This is a genomic window from Arthrobacter sp. Marseille-P9274, from assembly GCF_946892675.1.
GTDB lineage: Bacteria > Actinomycetota > Actinomycetes > Actinomycetales > Micrococcaceae > Crystallibacter.
Genome location: NZ_CAMPOV010000001.1, coordinates 2,683,054 through 2,699,897 on the forward strand (window position 1 = coordinate 2,683,054; position 16,844 = coordinate 2,699,897).

At 68.0% G+C, this 16,844-nt stretch carries 15 protein-coding genes; 3 read left to right on the top strand and 12 right to left on the bottom strand.

Features of this window, described 5'->3' with window-relative positions:
- Positions 1-14: 14 nt before the first annotated feature.
- The 3 genes from OC550_RS12450 to OC550_RS12460 all read right to left on the bottom strand — a co-directional run bounded on the left by OC550_RS12450 (position 15) and on the right by OC550_RS12460 (position 3,501).
- Positions 15-1,697, bottom strand: coding sequence for a thiamine pyrophosphate-binding protein (locus OC550_RS12450; protein ID WP_262106078.1), 1,683 nt, complete (start codon positions 1,695-1,697; stop codon positions 15-17).
- Positions 1,698-1,701: 4 nt separating this feature from the next.
- Positions 1,702-2,826, bottom strand: coding sequence for an agmatinase (gene speB / locus OC550_RS12455; RefSeq protein ID WP_262106079.1), 1,125 nt, complete (start codon positions 2,824-2,826; stop codon positions 1,702-1,704).
- Between the two features lie 99 nt (positions 2,827-2,925).
- A complete protein-coding gene (locus tag OC550_RS12460) occupies positions 2,926-3,501 on the bottom strand; it encodes a helix-turn-helix domain-containing protein (protein ID WP_262106080.1) in 576 nt (191 codons plus the stop codon).
- A 188-nt stretch (positions 3,502-3,689) separates the two neighbouring features.
- Between OC550_RS12460 and OC550_RS12465 the strand changes: the two genes are divergently transcribed.
- Positions 3,690-5,213, top strand: a complete 1,524-nt coding sequence (locus tag OC550_RS12465) for a sodium:solute symporter (protein ID WP_262106081.1) — start codon at positions 3,690-3,692, stop codon at positions 5,211-5,213.
- Between the two features lie 118 nt (positions 5,214-5,331).
- Here the strand turns inward: OC550_RS12465 and OC550_RS12470 are convergent, their stop codons facing one another.
- Both OC550_RS12470 and OC550_RS12475 read right to left on the bottom strand, forming a co-directional pair.
- Complete coding sequence (locus OC550_RS12470; protein WP_262106342.1) at positions 5,332-5,679, bottom strand: DUF202 domain-containing protein; 348 nt, start codon at positions 5,677-5,679, stop codon at positions 5,332-5,334.
- A gap of 2 nt (positions 5,680-5,681) precedes the next feature.
- Entirely contained in the window at positions 5,682-6,092 is a 411-nt protein-coding gene (locus OC550_RS12475) for a YidH family protein (protein ID WP_262106082.1), read from the bottom strand.
- Between the two features lie 253 nt (positions 6,093-6,345).
- On the opposite strand from OC550_RS12475, the gene OC550_RS12480 reads away from it, so the two are divergent.
- Entirely contained in the window at positions 6,346-7,485 is a 1,140-nt protein-coding gene (locus OC550_RS12480) for a VIT1/CCC1 transporter family protein (protein WP_262106083.1), read from the top strand.
- Positions 7,486-7,536: 51 nt separating this feature from the next.
- Complete coding sequence (locus OC550_RS22375) at positions 7,537-7,692, top strand: hypothetical protein (RefSeq protein WP_368736939.1); 156 nt, start codon at positions 7,537-7,539, stop codon at positions 7,690-7,692.
- Between the two features lie 295 nt (positions 7,693-7,987).
- On the opposite strand, the gene OC550_RS12485 is transcribed toward OC550_RS22375, so the two are convergent.
- The 7 genes from OC550_RS12485 to OC550_RS12515 form a co-directional block, all read right to left on the bottom strand.
- On the bottom strand, positions 7,988-9,568 hold the full coding sequence (locus tag OC550_RS12485) for an MDR family MFS transporter (protein ID WP_262106084.1): 1,581 nt from the start codon (positions 9,566-9,568) through the stop codon (positions 7,988-7,990).
- On the bottom strand, positions 9,565-10,188 hold the full coding sequence (locus OC550_RS12490) for a TetR family transcriptional regulator (RefSeq protein WP_262106085.1): 624 nt from the start codon (positions 10,186-10,188) through the stop codon (positions 9,565-9,567). Before OC550_RS12490 ends, OC550_RS12485 begins: the two co-directional genes overlap by 4 nt.
- A gap of 511 nt (positions 10,189-10,699) precedes the next feature.
- The gene (gene purU / locus OC550_RS12495) at positions 10,700-11,572 is read right to left on the bottom strand and encodes a formyltetrahydrofolate deformylase (RefSeq protein WP_262106086.1); all 873 of its coding nucleotides are present in this window, start codon (positions 11,570-11,572) and stop codon (positions 10,700-10,702) included.
- A 10-nt stretch (positions 11,573-11,582) separates the two neighbouring features.
- Positions 11,583-12,983, bottom strand: coding sequence for an L-serine ammonia-lyase (locus tag OC550_RS12500; protein ID WP_262106087.1), 1,401 nt, complete (start codon positions 12,981-12,983; stop codon positions 11,583-11,585).
- On the bottom strand, positions 12,983-13,621 hold the full coding sequence (locus OC550_RS12505) for a sarcosine oxidase subunit gamma (RefSeq protein ID WP_262106088.1): 639 nt from the start codon (positions 13,619-13,621) through the stop codon (positions 12,983-12,985). Before OC550_RS12505 ends, OC550_RS12500 begins: the two co-directional genes overlap by 1 nt.
- A complete protein-coding gene (locus OC550_RS12510; protein WP_262106089.1) occupies positions 13,614-16,514 on the bottom strand; it encodes a sarcosine oxidase subunit alpha family protein in 2,901 nt (966 codons plus the stop codon). The genes OC550_RS12505 and OC550_RS12510 overlap by 8 nt, the downstream gene beginning before the upstream one ends.
- The gene (locus OC550_RS12515) at positions 16,511-16,831 is read right to left on the bottom strand and encodes a sarcosine oxidase subunit delta (protein WP_262106090.1); all 321 of its coding nucleotides are present in this window, start codon (positions 16,829-16,831) and stop codon (positions 16,511-16,513) included. The genes OC550_RS12510 and OC550_RS12515 overlap by 4 nt, the downstream gene beginning before the upstream one ends.
- Positions 16,832-16,844: the final 13 nt, after the last annotated feature.

A 16,844-nucleotide genomic window follows, 5' to 3' on the forward strand; every position in this document is an offset into this window, starting at 1 on the left:
GTGGCGACCATCGGTCAGGTGGCCAAGTGGGTGGAGGCGAACATCTTCAGCGTGGTTTCAACAACGACGACGTTCGGCCCGTCGGCGGCGAGGCTGTCCTCCAGCGCCTCCCGGACATCCTCCGGCCGCACCCGTCTGGCCGGCACCGAGAACGATTCGGCGAGCCTAACGAAGTCCGGCCGGGCCAGCTCCGTCGCGGTCGCCTGGCCGAAGGCATCCTGCATGTACTCGCGCAGGATGCCATACCCGCCGTCGTCGACAATCAACCAGGTGACCGGCAGGTTGTGCTGCCGGACGGTGGCGAGCTCGCTGATCGAATACATCGCCGAGCCGTCGCCGGAGACGGCCAGTACGCGGGCCGGGAGCCCCTTGGACTCGAGGCCCACGGATCCGCCGATCGCGCCGGGGAATCCGAAGCCGAGCCCGCCGGCCCCTTGCGCCGAATGGAATTGCCCCTCCCGGGAGTCCCAGCAGCTCCAGGCCCAGTAGGCCGAGATGGTCATATCCCAGAACGTCTGCATGCTGTCCGGAACGGCCGCCCGAATGTCCGCCATGAAGGTCCGTTCCCTGCCCAGGTCCTGGCCGTCGAGCCGAGCCTGGACCTTGGTGAGCGTTTCCTTGACCAGCTGTTCCGGCGTCTTGCCGTGCCAATCCGGGACGTTGGCCCCGGCGGCCAGCACCGCGTCAAGGGAACTGTCCAGCGCCGCCAGCGCCTGTCCCGCGTCCGCCCTGATGCCGAGCGCCGGCCGGTTGGATTCGAGCACCCGCGGCTCGGCGTCAACCTGGATGATTCGGCCGCGCGGCTCCAGCGTGAAGTAGTTGCTGGTCACCTCGCCCAGCGACGAGCCCAGCACAAGCAGTACGTCCGCATCTTCAAACACCTCCGTGACATACCGGTCCTCCACCCAGGACTGCAGCGACAGCTCGTGCTGCCATGGGAACGCGCCGTTGCCTCCGGGCGAGCAGGCCACGGGCGCCCGCAGCTTCTCCGCGAGGGACAGCAGCCACGGTTCGGCTTTGCCGCGCCGGACGCCACCGCCGGCGATGATCGCCGGGCGCTGCGCCGCGGCAAGCCACTTCACGGCCTCCTTCACCAGCTCGGTCCGCGGCGGGTTGTCGAAGGCTTCCGCGAGCGCGTCTTCCACCGGCGGGACCAGCACGGGATCGAGAAGCACGTTCTGCGGGACCTCGACCCAGACCGGTCCCTGCGGCGAGGAGATGGCCTCGGTCCACGCGTCCTGGATGGCCGACGGGATTCCGGACGCATGCTGGATCAGCCGCTGGCTCTTGGTGACATTGGCCGCGGACGCCTTCTGGTCATCGAGCTGGTGCAGCATGCCCTTGCGCCGCGCGCCCAGTCCCTCCAGCGGAATCTGGCTGGCGACCACGACCATCGGCACGCCGGTGGCATAGGCCTCCTGGAGCCCGGCGAGCGAGGTCAGCGCCCCGGGACCGGTAGACAGGAACAGCACGCCGACCTCGCCGGTGGCGCGGGAGAAGCCGTCAGCAGCGAAGGCCGAGTTGTTCTCCACGCGGGAGGAGATGAACCGCAGGTTAGAGCGGGACAGCGCGTCGAAGAGGCCGAGCGCGTGCTGCCCCGGGATCCCGAAGACGGTGGTGGCCCCGAGCGCGCTGAGGGTTTCGACGACGAGGTCCCCGCCGTTGCGGACGGCACCTCCGTTGGGCTGTACGGTCACCGGTTCACCGTCCTTCCGGCGTGCCAAGGGCGGTCCCGGCCAACGGGTCCCCGTGCAGCTTGCGCGACCCGTCCGGCACCACACCGTGGGCCGCGGCACCTGCCGAGGCGCCGCCGTCGTTATGGCCCGCCGTACGGGCAGACCCGCCGGTGTCCTGCAGGTCGGCGGCGTTGGCGGCCAGCAGCGTCACCAGGTCGTAGGCGACATGGCTTGCGGCGACGCCGGTGATCTCGGCGTGGTCGTACGCCGGAGCGACCTCGACGACGTCGGCGCCGACCAGGTTCATCCCGCGGAAGCCGCGGATGATCTCGAGCAGTTCGCGGCTGGTCATGCCGCCGGCCTCGGGGGTACCTGTGCCCGGGGCGTGGGCCGGATCCAGCACGTCGATGTCGACCGAGATGTAGAGCGGCCGGTCACCGATCCGGTCCCGCAGCTTGGCCACGACCTCCGCCACGCCTTGATAGTAGACGTCGGAGCTGGTCACGATGCCGAAGCCGAAGCGGCGGTCGTCCTCCAGGTCCTTCTTGCCGTAGAGCGGGCCGCGGGTGCCGACGTGGCAGATCGCCTCGGTGTCCAGGATGCCCTCCTCGACCGCGCGGCGGAACGGTGTGCCGTGGGTGTACTCGGCTCCGAAGTACGTATCCCAGGTGTCCAGGTGGGCATCGAAATGCAGCATCGCCACCGGCTCTCCCGCGCGCTCCGACGCCGCACGCAGCAGGGGCAGGGCGATGGTGTGGTCGCCGCCAAGCGTGACCAGGCGGGTGCCGCCGGCCGTGAGCTCCAGGGCGTTCTGCTGGATCGTTTCGATGGCCTCGTTGATGTTGAACGGGTTGACCGCCATGTCTCCGGCGTCCGCGACCTGCAGCTCCTCGAACGGGCTCACGTCCCATGCGGGGTTGTACGGGCGCAGCAGCCGCGACGCTTCCCGCACATGGTTGGCGCCGAAGCGGGCGCCGGGGCGGTAGGAGACCCCGGCATCGAAGGGCACGCCGACCAGGGCGACATCCGCCCGGTCCACCTGGTCCAGCCTGGGCAGCCGCGCGAAGGTCGCCGCCCCCGAGAAGCGAGGGACTCGGGACGAGTCGATGGGGCCGAGCCTGCCGTTGGTTTCGATCCGGATTTCTTCCACGCTGGTCTCCTCAAGAAGTTGCCTGATAGGCATCAAGTGTTTTTCAATACGCTAATTGTGGCCGGAGTCTCAGTCAAGGCAACGGGATGTTTCGGGAGCTCAGCGGGCGGCCGCCGGAACGAGGGTCCAAATGACGACGGCGGGCTCGCCGCTCTCATTGATCCAGGTATGCGGCTCCCGTCCGGGGAAGGAGATGGTGTCGCCGGCTTCCAGTTCGTAGCGCTCGGACGTGAAGACCAGGGTGATGCGTCCCGAGACCACCTGCAGGACATCGACATCGCAGTCCACGGAGTAGAGCTCGGTCTCGCCGCGGCCGTGCGGCTCGATCACCGCCCGGATGATCTGCAGGCGGTGCTCGTGCCGGGCCGTGAGCAGCTCCTCCCTGATGCCCTCGCCGCCCAGGTTCACCCGCGGACCCTCGCCGCGGCGGGACAGGTGGGTCTCGGGCATGGTGAACAGGTCGCCGACCGAGATGCCGAGCACCTGGCAGAGCGTGACCAGCGAAGCCACGGACGGCGACGTCAGGTCCCGCTCCACGCGGCTAAGGAAGCCTTTGGTCAGGCCCGTGGATTCGGCCACCTGCTCAATGGTCATGCGCTGGCCCCGGCGGGCGGCACGGATGCGCGAGCCGATGGCGATCGGGGCATTGCTGGGCTCGACGGGCAGGGCTTTCACGGTGTCCTCTCTCGCAACGGAAGTTCACTAGAGCTTAACCACTGAACGGTTCACCACCCACCTGGGGCACCGCTCTCCATCCGGGGGCGGTTGACGGTGACTGCCACCACAATTAGCCTAGCACTCAACACTTGTTGCCTGATAGGCAATTCTTCTCATCAGTTCTCCCCCTTCCCCGGAGTTTTTCTATGAACAGCCAAGTCATCAACGTCGCGATTGTTGTGGCCTACCTGGCCGCAATGCTGCTCTTCGGCTGGTGGGGCAAGTCCCGCACCAAGAACACCAGCGACTTCCTCGTAGCCGGCCGGCGCCTCGGCCCGCTCCTCTACACGGGCACGATGGCGGCCGTCGTCCTCGGCGGGGCCTCCACCGTGGGCGGCGTGGGCCTCGGCTACCAGTACGGAATTTCCGGCATGTGGCTGGTCGTGGCCATCGGCGCCGGCGTGCTGCTGCTCAGCCTGCTCTTCGCTCCCACGCTGCAGAAGCTGCGGATCTACACCGTGGCCCAGATGCTGACGCTGCGCTACGGTGTGCACGCGACCAGGTTTTCCGGCATCGTCATGCTCGCCTATACGCTGATGCTCTGCGCGACCTCCACGGGAGCCTACGCCACGATTATGGTGGTGTTGTTCGGCTGGGAACGCTGGCTGGCGATCCTGGTCGGCGGGGCGATCGTGCTGGTCTACTCCACCGTCGGAGGCATGTGGTCCATTACCCTCGCCGACATGGCCCAGTTCACCATCAAGACCATCGGCGTTTTCTTCCTGATGCTCCCCCTGACCTGGTCCTCCGCCGGCGGAATCGACGGTATCCGGGGCCGCGTGGACGCCGAGTTCTTCTCCATCACCGGCATCGGTGTGCAGACGATCATCACTTACTTTGTCGTTTACACGCTCGGCCTGCTCATCGGGCAGGACATCTGGCAGCGCGTGTTCACTGCCCGCACACCCAAGGTCGCCCGGTGGGGCGGGGCGGCCGCCGGAATCTACTGCATTCTCTACGGGGCCGCCGGCGCACTGATCGGCATGGCTGCCGCCGTCGTTATGCCCAACATCGAGGCGCCGGACGATGTCTATGCCGACGTTGCCATGAACCTGCTCCCGCTCGGCATCGGCGGTGTGGTGCTGGCCGCGGCCGTCGCCGCCATGATGTCCACGGCATCGGGCACCCTGATCGCGGCCGCAACGGTGGCCAAGGCGGACGTCGTGCCGTTCGTGATGTCTTGGTTCGGCAAGACCGTCCACGATGACCACGAGCATGCCGAACACGACGTCGCCGGCAACCGCTGGTGGGTCTTCGGGCTCGGCGCGCTGTCCATCCTGCTGGCCATCCTGGTGCAGGACGTCGTGGCTGCGCTGACCATCGCCTACGACATCCTGGTCGGCGGGCTACTGATCGCCATTCTCGGCGGCCTCATCTGGAAGCGCGGAACGGGCATGGGCGCTGCGGTATCGATGGCCGTCGGCAGCGTCGTCACCCTCACCACCATGATTGTCCTGGAGATCAACGCGGAGAACCAGTACGACGGCGTCTACGCCAACGAGCCGATCTACTACGGCCTGGCCGCTTCCCTGGTCAGCTACATCGCGGTCTCGCTGGCCACCCGCCCCACCGATCGCGCGGTCCGGGCGGCTTGGGACCGCCGCGTGGCCGGCGCCGCGGCCCAGGAGGTGCCTGTGGCGGGGTCCGAAGAGGAGCTCTCCCGCCGGTGAGCAACTCGGCGCGTTGATCGCCTGGAGCCGCTCAGCGTCCCGGGCCTGGGCTCCATCCGGACGCAGGTCAAGGCCGTTGCTCGCCGGCACGGTCCTGGCCTGCGCCCGGTTGTGGCGCCTACCCGGGAACCGGCAGGAAGACGACTGTGTAGATTCCCAGCGCGCCAAGCGCCACCACGCTCAGGGATGTGAAAAGGACGGCAACGACGTCGGCGTGTATCGTTTCGTTCGCGATTCCGTGGACGGCGCGGTGGTAGCGCACGCGCTGCGTCCCGTTGATGGCCAGGGCCGCCAGCAGGGTGAGCGCGATGAGCACGCCAGTGAACAGCCCGTGGTGCGGCATCCAGCGCAGGAAGATTGCCGCGGCGACCACCATCGCCAGCGTGGTGCGGCCCCAGGCCAGCGAGGTGCGCTCGGGCTGCAGGCCGGGATCCCGGTGTTCCGGGACGTGGCGGCGGGGCGCCATCATCAGACCGGCCGCAGAATAACGAATACGACGAAGATCGCCCCCACCAGGGCCCCGCCTATGGCCAGGATCGGCGCAATCACGGGCAGCGGCAGCGGTGCCTTCTGCCGCATGGCCCGCTCCACGTTCAGCCAGCGGAAGAACGCCCCGGCACCGATCACCATGGCCAGCACCAGCAGCAGGATGGCGGTCGTTTTGCGGATCTCCGGACTCAGCAGGTCGCTGGTGAAGGCCTCGACGGCGATCCCGCCGGCCAGCAGCGCCAGCGAGGTTCGGATCCAAGCGAGGAACGTGCGCTCGTTGGCCAGTGTGAAACGCGGATCGGGCTCGGTGCCTCCCCGCAGCAGCTTGGCAGTGAACTTGCTGCGGCCGGAGTCGGGACCGGGATCCGATGGGGGTACTGAGGTTGGCACGGCTTCATCCTAGCGGCGGACGGCGGTGATCCCGACCATACGAGCCCTGCGCTACGGTCGTCGCCGGGTATGATGGAGGCTGCGAAGGGGAGTAGCTCCACCGCCGTCCGCCATGGACCGGCGCGGAGGGCTGTCGACATACTGGCCGTGATTGTGCGGCCCGGCAGTCCACCCGGCCTGCACTGCAGGACCGGGCGAGCGAGACCTTCGGTCAGTTGATGCCAACTGGCCGGAGGCCCGGGGCTTCCGGCCCATGACCAGGAGCACCGTGAACACGAGCCCCTCCCCCGAACGATTCCCAAACCCCACCCAGGCACCGCCGTCGAACTCCGACATCAAGCGGTGGCGCCGCTACCTCGCCGACGAACGGGCAGAGGCCGCGATCTACCGTGACCTGGCCCGTCGCCGGACCGGCGAAGAGCGCGAGATCCTGCTCGAACTCGCGGACGCCGAAGGCCGGCACGAACAGCACTGGCGCGACCTCCTGGGCGATCACGCCAGCAAGCCCATCCGCCCGTCGTTCCGCCGGATCCTGCTGCGCTTCATGGCCCGCAGCTTCGGCTCTATCTTCGTGATGGCCCTGGCCCAGCGCGCCGAGGGACGCTCCCCCTACAGCTCCGAGCCGGCGGCGACGGACGCCATGGCCGCGGACGAACTGATCCATGAAGAGGTGGTCCGCGGCCTGGCCACGCGCGGCCGGGCCCGGATCTCCGGCAACTTCCGCGCCGCGGTCTTCGGCGCCAACGACGGGCTGGTATCGAACCTGGCCCTGATCATGGGCATCGGCGCCACCGGCGTGTCCAGCTCCTTCGTGCTGTTCAGCGGCATCGCCGGCCTGCTCGCCGGAGCGCTGTCCATGGGCGCCGGGGAGTACGTTTCCGTCCGTTCCCAGCGCGAGCTGCTGGCCGCCACCAAACCCACCCAGATCACGCTGCAGGCGGCGCCGGACCTCGACCTGAACGGCAACGAACTCGTGCTCGTCTACCGGGCTCGCGGCATGTCACAGGAGGCGGCCGAGCACCGGGCGGCCGAGCGGATGGGTTACCTCGACTGCGACTGCGATCCCAGCCTTTCGCTCCAGACGCCTGACGTCTATGAGAACGAATACCAGGAAATCGGCACCGGTTGGAATGCCGCCGTCTCCAGCTTCCTCTTCTTCGCCACCGGTGCCCTGGTCCCGATCCTGCCGTACATCTTCGGCCTGGAAGGCCTGGCCGCCTTGGTCGTGTCGCTGGTCCTGGTCGGTGTGGCGCTGCTGTTCACCGGCGGCGTCGTCGGCCTGCTCTCCGGCTCCTCGCCCGCCAAGCGCGGCCTCCGGCAGCTGGCGATCGGCATCGGAGCGGCCGTGGCCACCTACCTGCTGGGCCTCCTGTTCGGTACCAGCGTCGCCTGATCTGCCATCGGCGGAGTGCCGCACGGACAGGACCTTCGTGGGGCATCCCGCATGGGCAGTCCTGTGCACCGCACCCGGCGGGCGGTTCATGAATACCTCAAGGGCGACTACGAAATGATGGACAATGTCCATCATGCCGCGGCCGGTATTCCGCGGCCGATGCCCGGGCAAATTCCCGCAGTGGCCCGGGGACGGTGGATGCAGTAATGGTCCGCGTCGACTCAGCGGCACTGACAACATGCCAAACAGCAGCAGCCTGGCCGAAGCTGCACAGGAGCTTGAGTGGCGCTGCCGGCTAGTTGCCGCTTCCCTGGCGGAACTGAAGTGCACGTGCGTCGGGCATTAATCAGGCCAACTATATTGTCCACAAGCCGGGGACTCACGGGAGTGCGCTGACGATCGACAGCGAGTGCACCACGGATCCGGCTATGGACGAGCCCACCGGCTGAGCGCCCCTCGCGGGTGCCCGGCCGGTGGGCTCGGTGTTGCAGTAGTCCTTCGGTTAGCGGCGGCTGGGTTCATCCGAGTTGATCAGCACGTTGCCCTCGGAGAGCGCCTCCGGTATCACGTCCGGCTCCAGCGAGGTGGCCAGCGGCTTCTCCTTGACGAAGCAGCACAGCACGGTGGCGATCAGCACGAGCGGTACCATGTAGGCGAACAGCGGCATCAGCGCACCGTTGTAGGACTCGACCACGAGGCTGCGCACGGGGTCCGGCAGGCCGTGGACCAGTTCCGGCGTCAGCGAGTTCGCGCCGCCCGCGCTCCCGGAGCCCGCCGCGGGCAGCCGCTCGGTGAGCAGGTCCACCAGGCGGTGCGCAAACAGGCTGCCGACCACGGCCGACCCCAGTGTGGCGCCAATCTGGCGGAAGAAGTTGTTGGCCGCCGTCGCGGTTCCCACCTGCCGCAGCGGGAAGGAGTTCTGCACGATCAGCACCAGGATCTGCATGTTCAGGCCCAGGCCGAGGCCCAGTATGCCGAGGTTGAGACAGATGTGCCACACGGCGGTTTCCGCGTGCACGGTTCCCATCAGGAGCAGGGCGCCGGCCACGATGATGGTGCCGGCGATCGGCATCCACTTGTAGCGGCCGGTCTTCGACACCAGTGACCCGGAGGTCACCGAGGCGCCCAGCAGCGCGGCCATCATCGGGATCATCAGCAGGCCGGCTTCGGTCGCCGAGGCACCGGTAGCCATCTGCAGGTAGGTCGGCATATAGCCGATCGCGCCGAACATGGCCACGGAGACGAGCAGGCCGGAGATCGTCGCCAAGTTGAAGTTCCGGTCCTTGAACAGCTCCATCGGGATGATCGGCTCGGCCGTCCGCCGCTCCACCATGACGAAACCGACTGCGGCCAGCACGGTCGCGGCGATCAGGGCGAGCATCTCGGGGTCATTCCACTCCAGGGTGCTGCCGCCCCAGCTGCTGATCAGCACCAGCCCGGTCGTCGCCACCGCCACCAGGACCATGCCCCAGACGTCGAGCGTCGGACGGCCCCGCCGCGCGGGCGACTTCAGGAAGTATATGGCGCCGAACAGGGCCAGCACGCCGAGGGGCACGTTGAACCAGAAGGCCCAACGCCATCCCGGCCCCTCCGTCAGCCAGCCGCCGATCAGCGGGCCGACGACCGAGGAGAAGGCGAAGACGCCGCCCATCGCGCCCATGTACTTTCCGCGCTCCCGGGCGGGAACGACGTCGGCAATGATGGCCTGCGACAGGATCATCAGCCCGCCGCCGCCCAGGCCCTGCACCACGCGGGCCGCGATCAGCCAGCCCATGTCCGGGGCCAGCGCGCCCATGACCGAGCCGACCAGGAAGATCGAGATGGCGCCGACGAGGAGCCACTTGCGCCCCATCAGGTCGCCGAGCTTGCCGTAAATGGGCATCATGACCGTGGACGCCAGGATGAAAGCGGTGATCACCCAGAGCATCAGCGTGGCGCCGTTGAGTTCGCCGACGATGGTCGGCAGGGCCGTGCCCAGGATGGTCTGGTTCAGCGAGGCCAGCAGCATGGCCAGCACCAGGGCCACGAAGACCAGCGCTAGGTTGCCGTGCTTGGTCCCGGTGGCGTTGGGGGATGTTGTCATAGAAGTTCCTTCAGGACCGATCGCATCAGCTGAAGCCCCTCATCAAGGGCATCGAACTGGGATTCGCGGGTGGGACGGGAAATGGTCTTTTGCATAACGTTGCGCAGTCCGGCGCCGGCCACCATCACGATGGTCTTGGCTACGTCCTCGACGCTGTAGGGCTCGTCCCGGCGGCTGGCCCAGCGCTGCGACGAGGCGAGCTGCTCCGTGACGATCCCCGTAACGAGCTGCTCCACCTTGACGACGTACTGGAACCGCCGGTGCGCCAGATGCGGGTACTTGTGCAGGATCGCATGCCGGTTTTCGCCGGAGGCACCGCCCTGGATGGACTGGAGCACACTCAGCATCAGGTGGCTGACCTGTTCCAGCAGCTCGCCCTCCACGTTGAAGCTAGCCAGCATCGAATCGTCCACGGACGGCTCCTGCAGCCCGAGGACAGCATCTTCCTTGCACTGGAAGTAGTTGAAGAACGTGCGGGTGGAGACACCGGCGGCAGCCGCAACGGCCTCGACCCCCACGTGCTCCAGCCCCTTCTCGAGCGCGGTTGCCGAGGCGGCGGCGTGCAACGCGGACCAGGTCTCGGCACGCTTCCGTTCACGCAGGGAAATTGGTTGACTCACCGAACTATATTGTCAGGAAGGCAAATTTTTCACAAGTGCAAACTTACATAAGTGCAAGAAATCACATCGGTTAGAGGCCGCCGCGCAGCCCCGTGCCGGGCGCCGTGATCCGTGCGGTCCCACTCGATCCGTGCCACCCACGCGATCCCACGCGATCCGTGCGATCCCGCGCGTTTCCGGTGCAGCCCCGTGAGTCCGCTCCGCTTTGGTCACTTGGCTCCAGCTCGAACCGGAGCGGGAGAACCAAAGCGGAGCGAAGGCCGGGGACGTTTTGCTGCGAATTGGGATTCTGCCGACGGTTCAGAACGCGAGCAGGATTTCATTTCGGGGCGGAAGGAGAAGGTGCGCCGTCCGGGGAGGGCGCAGAAGGAGAAAGGTGCACGGCCCGGGAGCGCGCGGGAGGAGCAGGACCCGCGGTCCGGGAGGGTGGGTTAACGACGGCGGCGGCCACCTTGTGGGTGGCCGCCGCCAGACGGACCTAGGCGGGAGATCCGCCGGGAGATGCGTTGTCCTACCGCAGGACCACGGTCCGGTTGCCGTGCAGGATGACGCGGCCTTCGCAGTGCCACTTCACGGCGTCGGAGAGCGCCTTGCATTCGGTGTCGCGACCCGCGGCGACGAGGTCCTCGGGCCCGAAGGTGTGGTCAACGGCGACCACCTGCTGGGCGATGATCGGGCCCTCGTCCAGCTCGGCGTTGACGTAGTGCGCGGTCGCGCCGACGGTCTTCACGCCCTTCTCGTACGCCTGGTGGTACGGCTTGGCGCCCTTGAAGCTGGGCAGGAAGGAGTGGTGGATGTTGATGACGCGGCCGGCCATGCGGGTGGCGAGCTGGTCGCTCAGCACCTGCATGTAGCGCGCGAGCACCACCAGTTCAACCTCGAACCTGTCCACGAGTTCCAGCAGCTTCGCCTCGGCCTCAGGCTTGGTCTCCTTGGTGACCGGGATGTGGAAGAACGGGATGCCGTGCCATTCCACGAGCCGCTGGTGATCCAGGTGGTTGGACACGACGGCGACGATGTCGACCGGCAGTTCCCCGGTGCGGGCACGGTAGAGCAGGTCGTTCAGGCAGTGCCCGAACTTGGAGACCATGACCATCACACGCTTCTTGGCCCCGTGCTGGCCGAGCTGCCAGTTCATCTTGAACTGTTCGGCCACGGGCACGAAGTCCCGCCGCAGGGCTTCCTCGTCGAGCGGCTCGCCGGATGCGGACGCCACGTGGACCCGCATGAAGAAGTGGCCCCAGCGGCGGTCGTCGAACTGCTTGAGTTCAACGATCGTGCACCCGTGCTCGAGCAGGACGGCACTGACCGCGTTGACGATGCCGGCCCCCTCGGGACAATCGAGGGTCAGGACCAGTTCGTTGGGGTTATTGGGAGTTTTCACGCTGTTCAGTTCAGCATTCGATAACGTTGACGGCAAGGCCACCACGGGACGTCTCCTTGTATTTGATTTTCATGTCTTTGCCAGTCTCGCGCATCGTCTTGATCGCCTGGTCCAGCGACACTTTGTGTTCGCCGTCCCCCTGCAGTGCCAGCCGTGCCGCATTGATGGCTTTCACACTGGCAATGGCGTTCCGTTCGATGCACGGAATCTGCACCAACCCGCCCACCGGGTCGCAGGTCAGGCCGAGGTTGTGCTCGATCCCGACCTCCGCCGCGTTCTCTACCTGCTCCGGGGTTCCGCCCGTGACCGCGCACAGCGCACCCGCGGCCATGGAACAGGCCGAGCCGACTTCGCCCTGGCAGCCCACCTCGGCACCCGAGATGGAGGCGTTCTCCTTGAACAGGATTCCCACCGCCGCCGCCGTGAGCAGGAAGTCCACCACGCCGTCGTCGTTGGCGCCCGGAACAAAGCGCGTGTAGTAGTGCAGCACCGCCGGAATGATGCCCGCCGCCCCGTTGGTGGGTGCGGTGACAATCCGGCCGCCCGAAGCGTTCTCCTCGTTCACGGCCAGCGCGTAGAGGTTCACCCACTCCATCGCCCACAGGGGGTCCGACTGCGCCGCGCCGCTGGTGGCGACCGCGGCTTCCGCCTGGCGGAGCTTGGTCCGCAGGCCGGGGGCACGACGGCGGACCTTCAGTCCCCCGGGCAGCCTTTCCTCGGTGCGGGTACAGCCGTTTTCCACGCATTCCTGCATGACCGACCAAATGTGCAGCAGCCGCGAGCGCAGCTCCTCCTCGCTGCGCCAGGACAGCTCATTGGCCAGCATGATCTGCGCGATGGACTTGCCCTCGCGGCGGCAATGCTCGAGCAACTGCTTCCCCGTGGTGAACGGGTACGGCAGCGGCGTCTCGTCCTGCACCACCCGGTCCGCCCCGGCGGCGTCCTCGTCGACCACGAAGCCGCCGCCCACGGAATAGTAGGTCCGCTCGCGCAGCAGGACACCGCCGTCGTCGTAGGCGAAGAAGGTCATTCCGTTCGGGTGGGCCGGCAGCGAACGCCGCCGGTGCAGGATCACGTCCGCGTCGCCGTCGAACTCCACGGGGTGGGTGCCCGCCAGCAGCAGCTTGCGGCCCCCCACCGTTTCCTTGACCCGCGCATCCGCGGTGTCCGTGTCCACGGTCTCTGGGTCTTCGCCCTGAAGTCCGAGGATCACGGCCTTGTCGGAGCCGTGGCCCCAGCCCGTGGCGCCGAGCGAACCGAAGAGTTCGGCCCGCACGCGCGCCACGGACTGCAGCTCGCCGTCCCGCTCCAGCCCGGCAGTGAACTGCCGGGCCGCACGCATCGGCCCCACCGTGTGGGAGGAGGAGGGGCCGATGCCGACGGAGAACAGGTCAAGGGCACTGAGTGCCATCAGTCGACCTCGGGCCCGGCGAACTCCGTCATCGCATCCAGGATCCAGCGCGCTGCGAAGTCCGCGAAGGACGCCCGCGGCAGGATCCGGTAGGTCTGCGAGCCGCCTTCCTCCGCGGTCTGCCAGAGCAGCACCGGGACAAGTCCGATGGTGGTGGTCACGGCGGTGCCGGGGCCGAAGACCCGCGGGTGCAGGTCCGCCGGGCACCCCGTTTCCAGGACCTTGCGGGCCGAGGGTCCGCTCAGTTCCAGCGTGGTGCGGTTGGCGGAGAGGTCGACGACGGCGCCCGGCTCGCGGCCGAGGGCCGCGGTCAGCTTGGCCACGGCGTCGGAGCCCTCCGGTGCGACCAGCAGGTACTCGTCCGGTCCCAGCCAGAGCACCGCGATGCCGCCGCTGCCGTTGTTATCGCCCGTGGTCTCCCCCACCTTGGTCGGCAGGGGCACGCCGGCCGCGGTCTCCAGCGCCTTGGCTGCGGCGGAGCCCGGCTCCGCGCGCAGGCCGACCTGCGTCAGGAACGGAATCTCACGCAGTTCCACACCGCGTTCGCCGGCGACGGTCCCCTCGCGGAGGACGTCTTCCAGATGGGCCAGCGGGCTGCGGCGCAGCTGGGAAATGTCGGTCATTACCTGTTCAGCCATCACGACGGCTCCCTTCGGGGTCGAAAAGTACGGGTTCTGCGATGACGACGTCCACGAGCTTCCCGTCCAGCGGGGCCTGCAGCGTCTCTCCGATGCGGTTGCGGCCGTTCTTGACCAGGGCCAGCCCGAAGGACCGGCCCAGCGCGGCGCTGTGGTAGCTGGAGGTCACGTGGCCCTCCATCGGCACCGATGCTTCGGCCGGGGCGATCCGGGTGCCCTGGTTGACCAGCTGGGCCCCTTCCGGCAGCCGGAAGGACTTGTCGACCGGCAGCACGCCGACCAGCTGCTTGCGGTCCTCGCGGACGTTGTCGGTGCGCGAGTAGGAGCGCTTGCCCACGAAGTCCTTGGCCTTGGAGACGATCCACTCCATGTTGGCGTCCTGCGGGGTCACCGTGCCGTCCGTATCCTGGCCGACGATGATGAAGCCCTTTTCGGCGCGCAGCACGTGCATGGTCTCGGTGCCGTACGGGGTGATGTTGAACTCGGCCCCGGCCTCCGCCACCGACTCCCAGACATGCAGTCCGAACCAGGCGGGCACGTTGATTTCGTACGCCAGTTCACCCGAGAAGGACACCCGGGCGATCCGGGCCGGAACCCCGGAGGCCAGCGTGGTGTCGCGGAAGGCCATGAACGGGAACGCCTCGTTGGTGACGTCCAGTCCCGGTGCCAGCTTGGCGACGACGGCGCGGGACTTCGGTCCGACGACGGCCACGGTGGACCACTGCTCGGTCACCGAGGTGGCCACGACGTCCAGCTCAGGCCACTCGGTCTGCAGCCATTCCTCGAACCAGTCCAGGACCTTTGCGGCGCCGCCGGTGGTGGTGGTGAGCAGGAAGTGGTCCTCGGCCAGCCGCATCACGGTGCCGTCGTCGAAGACCATGCCGTCCGGAGTGCACATGACGCCGTAGCGGCACATCCCGACCTTCAGCTTCGTGTAGCCGTTGGTGTAGATGCGGTTCAGGAACTCCGCCGCATCCTTGCCGCGGATCTCGATCTTGCCCAGCGTGGTGGCGTCCATGAACCCGACGGAATCGCGGACGGCGGCGCATTCGCGCAGCACCGCGGTGTCCATGTCCTCGCCCGGCTTCGGGAAGTACCAAGGCCGCTTCCACTGCCCGACGTCCTCGAACAGGGCGCCCTGGGCTACATGCCACGGGTGGATCGAGGTGATGCGGGCCGGGTCGAACAGCTCGCCGCGCTTGCGGCCGGCCACGGCGGCGAAAGCCACCGGGGTGTAGGGGGCGCGGTACGTCGTGGTGCCGATCCCTCCGATGTCGCCGCTCTTGAGCGCGTGCCCGATCACGCCGATCACGTTCACGCCCGACGTCTTGCCCTGCTCGTCGCCGGTCGAGATGGAGGTGTAGCGCTTCACATGCTCCACGCTGCGCATGCCGGCGCCGGTGGCGCGCAGCACGTCCTTCACGCTCTGGTCGCGGTGCAGGTCCACGAAGTGGGCGGAGAAGTCCTGGCCGGTTCCCGGCACCAGCCACAGCTGGCGGAACACGCCCGCGGCGGCGCGGCGGACTTCCTCGGACGGCGCGACGACGGTGTCCCCGGAGACCGGGAAGCCCGAGGCCTTTGCTGCGGTGCGCCCGGCCACGAGGCCCTCGAGCACGCAGCTGTCCGTGTCGTAAGTGCCGTTCAACGCACCCGCCACGTGCTGGTTGGCCACCGGGGCCACCGGCACGAAGGCGGCGAGGGCGTCATCCCAGCGGGACTTGCCCTGGCGCTGGCTGTGCAGGTGGATGGTCGGGGTCCAGCCGCCGGAGACGGCCAGCAGGTCGGTTTCGATGCGGCGGACTTCGCCGGTCGGGGTGCCGGCATCGTCGATGGCGCTGACGCTGACGGCGGAAATACGCTCGGCCCCTTCCGTGTCCACCACGGCGGACCCGGTGATGACCTCTATGCCGGCGTCGCGGACCGCCGCGGCCCGGGCGGACAGCTCGGCGCGGGCGTCGACGACGGCGGCAACCTGCACGCCGGCGGCGGCCAGGTCCTCCACCGCGTCGTAGACGCTGTCATTGGTGGTGAAGAAGACCACGTTGCGGCCCGGTGCCACTGCGTAGCGGTTGACGTAGGTGCGCACCGCGCCGGCGAGCATGACTCCCGGCCGGTCGTTGTTCTCGAAGGTGATCGGCCGCTCCAGCGCGCCCGGGGCGAGGACGACCTGCGCGGCCCGGATGTGCCAGAGCCGGCTGCGGGAGACGCCTTCCGGCGCCTCGCCGGCATGGCCGGTGCGGTTCTGGTTGGCCAGCAGGTAGTTGGAGTCGTAGGAACCGAAAGCCACGGTGCGCTTCAGCAGCGTGCAGTCCTCGGCGGCGGCCAGTTCGGCCAGCACCTCGGCAGTCCACTCCTGCGCGGGCTTGCCCTCGATCAGGGCCTGCGGCTGGGCCAGCAGCGAGCCGCCGAACTCGGCATCCTGTTCGATCAGGATGACGCGGGCTCCGCCGCGGACAGCCTCGCGGGCCCCGGCCAGTCCGGCCGGGCCGGAACCAACGACGACGACGTCGGCGTGCACGTACTTCTTGTCGTACCGTGCGGTGTCATCGCGGGGGTCCAGAGTGCCCAGGCCGGAGAGGAAGCGGGCGTTCAGGCCCTCGCGCAGCGCAACCGTGGTGGCGGTCAGCATGGACTCGTCGACCGGGTTGGCCGGTCCGGACGCGGAGACGTGGATCAGCGCGTTGGTCTCCTCGACGCCGGCGCTCATGATGCCGCGCGGGCGGCCCAGGTACATCGAGTTGCCGCAGCGCAGCACCCCGTTGGCGAGCAGGGCGCTGGCCACGGTGTCGCCTTGGTAGCCGGCGTAGGACTTGCCGTCCACGGTGAAGGTCAGCTCGGCGCCGCGGTCGATACGGCCGCCTTCGGCCAGGCGGTGGGACTGTGTGGTGCTCACTTCGCGGCTCCTTCCTTGTTGTTCTCTGCCTGGCGCAGGGAGGCCAGGTCCGGGCGGGGTTCGCCGCTGCGGTAAACGGCCTTGAATTCGTAGGTGACGGTGTCGCGCACGGCGTTGAACCAGCGGCGGCAGCCACCGCTGTGGACCCAGCGCTCGGCGAACAGGCCCTTGGGGTTGTCGCGGTAGAACAGGTACTCGGCCCATTCCTTGTCGGTCAGCTGGCTCGGGTCCTCGGGGTAGGCCACGTGGGCCTGGCCGCCGTAGTGGTACTCGGTCTCGTCCCGCGGGCCGCAGTTGGGGCATTCAATGAGGATCATGGTGAGGAATCCT